Source organism: Dulcicalothrix desertica PCC 7102, from assembly GCF_003991905.1.
Classification (GTDB): Bacteria; Cyanobacteriota; Cyanobacteriia; order Cyanobacteriales; family Nostocaceae; genus Dulcicalothrix; species Dulcicalothrix desertica.
Genome location: NZ_RSCL01000045.1, coordinates 8,810 through 15,557, shown reverse-complemented (window position 1 = coordinate 15,557; position 6,748 = coordinate 8,810). Strand labels below are relative to the sequence as shown.

At 39.0% G+C, this 6,748-nt stretch carries 6 protein-coding genes and 2 pseudogenes; 3 read left to right on the top strand and 5 right to left on the bottom strand.

What is annotated here, in order from left to right; genetic code table 11:
• Nucleotides 1-248: pseudogene (locus DSM106972_RS52950) on the top strand (hypothetical protein); the annotation flags it as partial.
• A gap of 133 nt (nt 249-381) precedes the next feature.
• Here DSM106972_RS52950 and DSM106972_RS46860 read toward each other — a convergent pair.
• Nucleotides 382-996, bottom strand: coding sequence for a glutathione S-transferase family protein (locus tag DSM106972_RS46860; RefSeq protein WP_127087134.1), 615 nt, complete (start codon nt 994-996; stop codon nt 382-384).
• A 69-nt stretch (nt 997-1,065) separates the two neighbouring features.
• Between DSM106972_RS46860 and DSM106972_RS46855 the strand changes: the two genes are divergently transcribed.
• Entirely contained in the window at nt 1,066-1,278 is a 213-nt protein-coding gene (locus tag DSM106972_RS46855; RefSeq protein ID WP_127087133.1) for a pentapeptide repeat-containing protein, read from the top strand.
• A gap of 111 nt (nt 1,279-1,389) precedes the next feature.
• Here the strand turns inward: DSM106972_RS46855 and DSM106972_RS46850 are convergent, their stop codons facing one another.
• The 4 genes from DSM106972_RS46850 to DSM106972_RS55235 all read right to left on the bottom strand — a co-directional run bounded on the left by DSM106972_RS46850 (nt 1,390) and on the right by DSM106972_RS55235 (nt 4,564).
• Nucleotides 1,390-1,653 carry a hypothetical protein gene (locus DSM106972_RS46850; RefSeq protein ID WP_233786944.1) on the bottom strand — a complete coding sequence of 88 codons (264 nt, stop codon included), beginning with the start codon at nt 1,651-1,653 and terminating at the stop codon, nt 1,390-1,392.
• A complete protein-coding gene (locus tag DSM106972_RS54500; protein WP_233786945.1) occupies nt 1,646-1,795 on the bottom strand; it encodes an immunoglobulin domain-containing protein in 150 nt (49 codons plus the stop codon). The genes DSM106972_RS46850 and DSM106972_RS54500 overlap by 8 nt, the downstream gene beginning before the upstream one ends.
• Before the next feature lie 141 nt (nt 1,796-1,936).
• Nucleotides 1,937-2,212 (bottom strand): hypothetical protein, encoded by a 276-nt coding sequence (locus DSM106972_RS54495; protein ID WP_127087132.1) that lies wholly within the window; start codon nt 2,210-2,212, stop codon nt 1,937-1,939.
• Between the two features lie 2,223 nt (nt 2,213-4,435).
• A complete protein-coding gene (locus DSM106972_RS55235) occupies nt 4,436-4,564 on the bottom strand; it encodes a hypothetical protein (protein WP_267901235.1) in 129 nt (42 codons plus the stop codon).
• Between the two features lie 6 nt (nt 4,565-4,570).
• Here DSM106972_RS55235 and DSM106972_RS46840 point away from each other — a divergent pair.
• A pseudogene (locus tag DSM106972_RS46840) lies at nt 4,571-6,748 on the top strand (hypothetical protein); the annotation flags it as partial.

Sequence of the window (6,748 nt, the reverse complement as noted above, 5' to 3'; positions counted from 1 at the left end):
TCTTCGTCATCCTGAATTTTTGCTTTTTTCTTGGTTGTAATCTTTTGTACTTCAAATTGAAGTGCGGAATGTGGGTTAAAAGGTTAAATCATGCCAAACGCGAAGGATTAATTGCGGATTTCCGTGAGATAAGCCCTGGTGTGTATGAAATTAGATACAACGGTTGCTGTTTGTGGGAAACCCTGTTTGAATACAGAGTAGAAGAATTTTTTACGCAACTAATTACTCAGTCACGCGCGCGAGTCTAGTTAAGAGCGCTTGTATTAAACAAATGAATGTGGGTGTAGCAGGAATGCTACATTAGTTGGTGCTATGTGGTGCCTAACTGTGAAGTGCGTTCAATAACTAACTATGATTTATCTTGTTGTCGGTTTAATATTATCAAGTTTTTCTAGGAATAGTTGACTTGACCGATTCACGCTCATGTAATCTATCAAACCATTCTCTCACATGAGGATACTGAATTCGCCAATCTTCATTTAAACGTAAGCTGTAGTAAGAGAGCGAACATAATGCTGCTACGTCTGCTGCTGTCCAAGTTTCGCCGCCTAACAAATATTTCGCAGTAAGCAGTTGCTCATCAAAAATTGGTAAAAGGCGATTAATTAATGTTTCATACTTTTTTCGGTAATAAGTAGGAGCTATATCACTCGTTAAGTCGAGTACCCATAGACGTATAATGTTATCACCTAAAACATCTGCTAATTCTTCCCATTTACGACACTCAAGCCTTTGACGACGAGCGAGCGGATAAAAGTTTGGTTGTGGATAGGTTTCATCTAAATACTCTGCAATCAGTGTAGAGTCCCAAATAGTTGTGCCATCTTCATCTACAAATACAGGTACTTGACCAATGGGAGAAATTTTGAGAAATTCAGGGGGTTTATTGACCAAATTGATTTCTTTTAGTTCGCAATCTAACCTTTTCTCAGATAAAAATATACGGATTTTTCGGGAAAAGTTTGATTGCTGATGATAATATAAGGTTCTGTTCATAGGATTACATGGTATGTGGGAAACTCAGTGTTTTAAAACTGAGAGGAAAGCGACTTAACAACTTTTAACTTGATTGGTATTTGGTTTATTAAAACTGACCTTAAAGAAGCTATTTTAAGACAGGCAATTTTAATTGGAGCTAATTTTAGCGGGGCTGACCTATGCGACGCTGACTTAACTATTACCCAAGCATTAGAAACTAATTTCATTGCAGCAACACTAGCAGGCGCCTGCATCGACGACGTTCGGGAGCATCCACTTTTGGCAGATCGACTTTTCTAGACTACCCGTATAGTAGGCTTTCCGGCGCCAAATAATTATGTATGTTCCAAAAGTAGATGCTCCCACGACGTTCCTCCTCGATATACTTTCAAAGATTTATTATTGAGGTTATCAAGTTAAGGGCTGGACTGGCAAATTTGCGTCAATTTCAATTAAGGTAACTTTGGCATTTTCTACCACTGTATTTCCTAATAACGTGTTTTGCAATGCTTCAAATTTAGACTCTGCTTTGGTAATCCGTTCGTAATGTAAAATTACATGATAACGTTTTTCGATTGGCTCTTCAGATGCAGAAAGCTCTACTGCTCGAAAATCCTTATTTTGACTTTCTTCTGCATAAGAGCGGTATTGACCGGCTAACTGCGAATCATGCAATAGCTATGGCATGTTCTTCGCTTTGACCACAGCAACGAATCTCATCCGAGGGTTGGTCAACGGAGGGCGATATTTGACAAACAAAGCTTCCATTATCATCAGAGAGTACATTAATTGTAACTGTTTTGGTGATTGAAGTCATAACTGGTTTGTATTATTAATAATAAAAATAAAGGTTATATTTCAGTCCACTCTTGGAAGCAATAATTAGCTTTCTCTATGAGATTGCCAAAGTATAGCTTCCGAGCCTTGAAGTTGTTCAAGAAAAACGGGTATGTAGCCGTCAACAAGAGGATAACCATACAATGCTACCCCTAAAATTATGTATGAAAAAATCACTGTGTCTAGGAAATCTAGAATTTGCATTAACTGGAACTGCTTTTTCATAGCCTAATTCCGGCAGGGAACGGCTCACGTAAAGTGCATTGTTTTTCCAAAAATAAGGTAATACAATCGGCGGATACCAATCTCCTTCTTCGTCATGGCTTTCAAAGTAAACAGATATTCCACCCGGAAAGACATGATATGGCTGTGGTTTACTAGGTAATGTTTTAGACATGATTGATTCTTAAGAGTGCATTGACTCAACTTGCAGGAATTTATTAAATCATAGCTCTTTTTGTACTACAACATTTTGATGCGCGGCAACCTACCAAACCTACTATAAAGAAAAGCATCGCTGCTTGGCTAAACGGACGTACAATGAGAAAATTATACTTTAATCAAGTAAAGACTCAGTTGTAGGATAAGCGACTGAAAGCATAGATATTAATCAGTTTCTCCGGAGTTAGGGTGCGTTTTTCAGCAATAATTGCACCCTAATTAGACAATATACGGTGAAAAATAATATACCCTAATTCCTATATTTATGTATGCGCGCATATGTGAACAAATTGTTCACAAAAGCATCAGGCGCCTTTGTCACCCCTTCAGTCTCTTGACAGATGTAAGGTAAATTTATATCATATGCTGCGTTGCGTGCTTAAAATAGTGCTAATTATTTTGCAATAAGTTTTAATTGCCACTACAAGCTGCAACCAAGGTAGTGCAATTTGATTGCTCGGCGCCCAGGAATCTATTCTATAAGTCCATCTTTAATGTTGGAATACATTTTATGGCACCGAGTAATTATACTTATTCGATTAATATCTATTAATTAAAGTTCGGCGCCTATAGCTGGTTCTGACTTTTACCAAAATAATCGTTTTTTATTTGACATCATACCCTATTTTTAGCAAATATTAATGTAAATAAATGTATCTCAATTCAAGTACTACAAGGAAGGGTGCCCCACGATTGTTCAAGAAAAATTCAGGCATATTAGCGCTACAAAATTACAAAACTGTATTACGTTAATGAATTAGTCGTATTTCATAAAATAGCATTTGGTGCCACAATAAAGCTTGAAGCATTGCGGTAAGGCGATACTACAATGACATACTTTGACACGTTCTGACATAAGTTTCACGATATTTTGATGTAAGAATATAGCAGCACTTGTTTTTGGCTCAACATTACCTACAAGCATCCAATATTTGATATACATGAATCAAAAAGTCGATTAATTAGTATTGGTAATAGGTGGCGCCGTCTTAAGGTTCCCATAAAATGTTGGGTATTTTTGGACATAGGAGTACTGCACCAACGCTTCTTTCGGTCAATGGTGCAAGTGACAATATTGCTAATTTTGTGGCAATAAGTTTAAAGCGTATCTATCAGTTAACAGTGTATTGTTACACATGAATACCACTGCTCTAATCAACCAATAGACAGATTTATGATTTGAGAGGTTGGCAATAAATAAGCATCAACTCAATACGAGGATGGGCGCCATACTGCCAACTAGCAGTAGAAAATTTCCTATTTTTCCCTCATGTTAAATATGTTGCACACTATCAGTATTTATTGGCTAAGTATATAGTAAAATTGGCTACATTATAATTAAAATGTTTTTTTATAGATTCAATTATAAAATTTGTACACAAATAGTATCAAATGATTTAAACTTACATTAATGCAAAAATATCAAGTTTGCACAAAGATTTTGTTAGAGATGCAAGGGGGGTAACGTAACTACACAAAAATTTACAGCCAAAAATGTTCACTCTCATGTTCCACAAGTGACATCTTGGCTGTAAAATCTCAAAAGATATTAATAAATTGTCAGGGAAGCGCAAAGCCCCTACGATTTACCGAATTCTGCTGGGGAGCGGACTGGTAGTAAATCGAAGAGGTATATTCGCCCTTCTTTCCATACACCAACATCTTACAAGAAATTGTCCAATTTTGTGTATTGTGGTGTGACTTTTAGCTGCCAAGAAGCTATAAAACTCGGCGTGCATCTATGTAAATTTATGTTACAGCCGTAATTTTTATAAGTTGGCACACTCGTTACACGGCGCCACCAAATTACTGAGATGACAGTGTAGGAAAATAAGATAGCGACTCAATCAAACAGTTTGCGCTTCCTGACAAGCTTTGTAATTGGAGGTAACAGCACCCCTATAGCACCCATAAGTGAACTCAAGCCAATCCGACAAATAAACAAAAAAAAGTCGGTTAGCGGGCGCCTCCCATCCCAAAGCTTTAATCCCTTTGGGTAAAAAGACACCATGCCAGAGCCAACCAAAACAAAAAAAGTTCTATCAAACGTTAACAAAAATTAAGGCTCTAAGTCATCTGTATAAGTGATAAAGCATGGCATTTTTTTAGAAGCGCACTAACTGACTCCCTTACGGGTTCGCCACTTTGGCTCTAAAGAAACCGACACCGCCAAGTGGACTCACCACCTATCAGGAGTCTCTATGCCTAATAAACCAATTCCAACCCGGCGCCATAATCCCTGTATCTTCTGTAACGACGAAACAGGTAAATGCCGCACAGTAAATGCCGCACAGTCAATGACCTCCATCTGTGTATGCCAGGTACAGATGGAACCTATACTAAACCAGGTTTCCAATTTATCGGAAACACCAAAGATGGTTCATGGGGCATGTACGTTGAGCGTCAATCTAATACTGAGGAAAGTAATGCGCGGCGCCAAGAACTAGAACAAATTGCGCGCGCTCGTAAAGACACAGAACGCAAACAGTTTCCACGTTTGTTGAGTACATCTGAACGTGACGGCGCCATTAATCAAATTTTGTCCCAGTTAAATTTATTTTCTAACCATCGTGAAGATTTGCTTAGTCGCGGATTAACCGAGGAGCAAATCAACCAGGGGATGTTTAAAAGTGTCGTACAGTGGCAAAAACTAGATTGGGCTGTCAATTACAAACTCGCAGGCGTTTCGATTAACGGAGATTCTCTAATCACCCAAGCTGGTTATCTTTGTCCAGTATGGGCGCCCAACGGAGAAATCATCACTTGGCAGTTACATTCGGATGATGTTGAAAGCGGCAAATATAAATGGGCATCATCCCAAACCAAAAACCGTCCCAATGGTCCAACATCCCATTTAACCAATGGAGAATTACCTCTTACTTGCTGCCGTCCGATTGGTGGCACAACATCCAAACGGGTACGCCTGAATGAAGGTATTTTGAAGCCTTGGATAACAGCACAGAAACGTGGAGAAATTATTTTAGGCACCGCAGGTGGAAACTTCGCAGGCTCCCCCCAAACTTTGGAGTCCTATCTTGACCAATTAGCAATTGAACTTGGAGGTATTGAGGAGATAATACTAGAAGTTGATGCAGGCGCCGTTGCTAACCGTCAAGTTATGCGCCAATATCGCCGTACTTACCAGTTGTTGAAGAAGCTTGGCTATGAGTTAAAAGTTGGTTGGTGGGGACAATATACAAAGGGTACGCCCGACCCTGATGAGTATGATGGCGCCATTTCCATAATTACGTGGTCACAGTTCGAGGCTATACACCGCAGTACTCAAAATTATATTGAGGACATCAAGCATGAATTAAGCAAGCTTGGAAAACATTTATCCAAACAGTTTAAGGGTTTCGGGGAGGCGCCAGCGACCAAACCAATTAAACCTGTTTGTGTACATATCTACCAGCTTGGCAACTTACCAACACCTGAAGAGTATGTTGATTTGGGATTACCAAAAATACAGTACACCAACGAGCAGCGGTTATCGATTTGGTTGGAGGCTGTGGAAAAAGGTTGGCACGATATCTTGGATTTGTCGGCGCCTGGTTTGGGTAAGTCATACTCTGCGGGTTTAACCGTCGCAGAAGACTTTAATATTGAAAATTTGTACTATTTAGCTACTGATCATCGTAACCCAACCACAGAAACAGTAGAACAAAACTACGTAGATTTGGTGATTCGTCACAATGGGTTAGAAATAGATGAAACCCGTAAAACAGCTTGTGGAGAGCCTTTTTTAGTACATCCTAGAAAGAAATCAAACGTTAAATTAACACCAGGTAATTGTCACCGTCACCATTTATTTAATGAACTCAAGGCTAAAAATATACCCCACATTGAAAGTGGTGATTCCCCCATATGCATGGGATGTTCATTGTTCAAGGCTTGTCAAACTTCAAGTGGTTATGGCTATGGTTTTCGTAATCAACGATGCCATGTACTAGCGGCTCCACAAATCCGCGCGCATCCAGATAGTTTGCCATTTGCAGAAGAATATAAATATTCGGAGTGTGGATTATTTTGGGATGAAGCTTCTACACTCATCAAAACACATACTTCAATTTCTGTTACACTTGCTGATTTCAACCAAACGATTGGACAATTAACTCTCGACAATCCCGAAGTAATTGAGCAGTTACGCCCAGTATTAACTGTTATTAAATCGTTACTTAGTCAAGAAGTAAAACCAACAAGTAGATATGGGTTTGATAACTCCGCAGTGTGGGAACTACTACCTTATTGCCCCACAAACCTCAACGAGTTAATTGAAGAATTAGAAGAAGACTTGGCGCCTAATCTTGATTTCTTGCGTGAATCTGCGGATAAGGTGAGTACAGAAGGTTTAGAAGGTGGAGCCAAAAAAGCAGCTAAATTTGCTAACCGTATGTTCCGTCAGGAAAATAATCAATTAACCAAGAGTGCGTTACAAGAAGTTACGCTTAATTGGTTGGCGCCTTTACTACAAGTGTGGAGTAAGGAGAAAGTA

Coding starts and splice junctions, on each gene's coding strand:
- DSM106972_RS46860 (WP_127087134.1), bottom strand. CDS start 996: ATGAACAGAACCTTATATTATCATCAGCAATCAAACTTTTCCCGAAAA.
- DSM106972_RS54500 (WP_233786945.1), bottom strand. CDS start 1,795: ATGACTTCAATCACCAAAACAGTTACAATTAATGTACTCTCTGATGAT.
- DSM106972_RS54495 (WP_127087132.1), bottom strand. CDS start 2,212: ATGTCTAAAACATTACCTAGTAAACCACAGCCATATCATGTCTTTCCG.
- DSM106972_RS55235 (WP_267901235.1), bottom strand. CDS start 4,564: ATGGAGGTCATTGACTGTGCGGCATTTACTGTGCGGCATTTACCTGTT.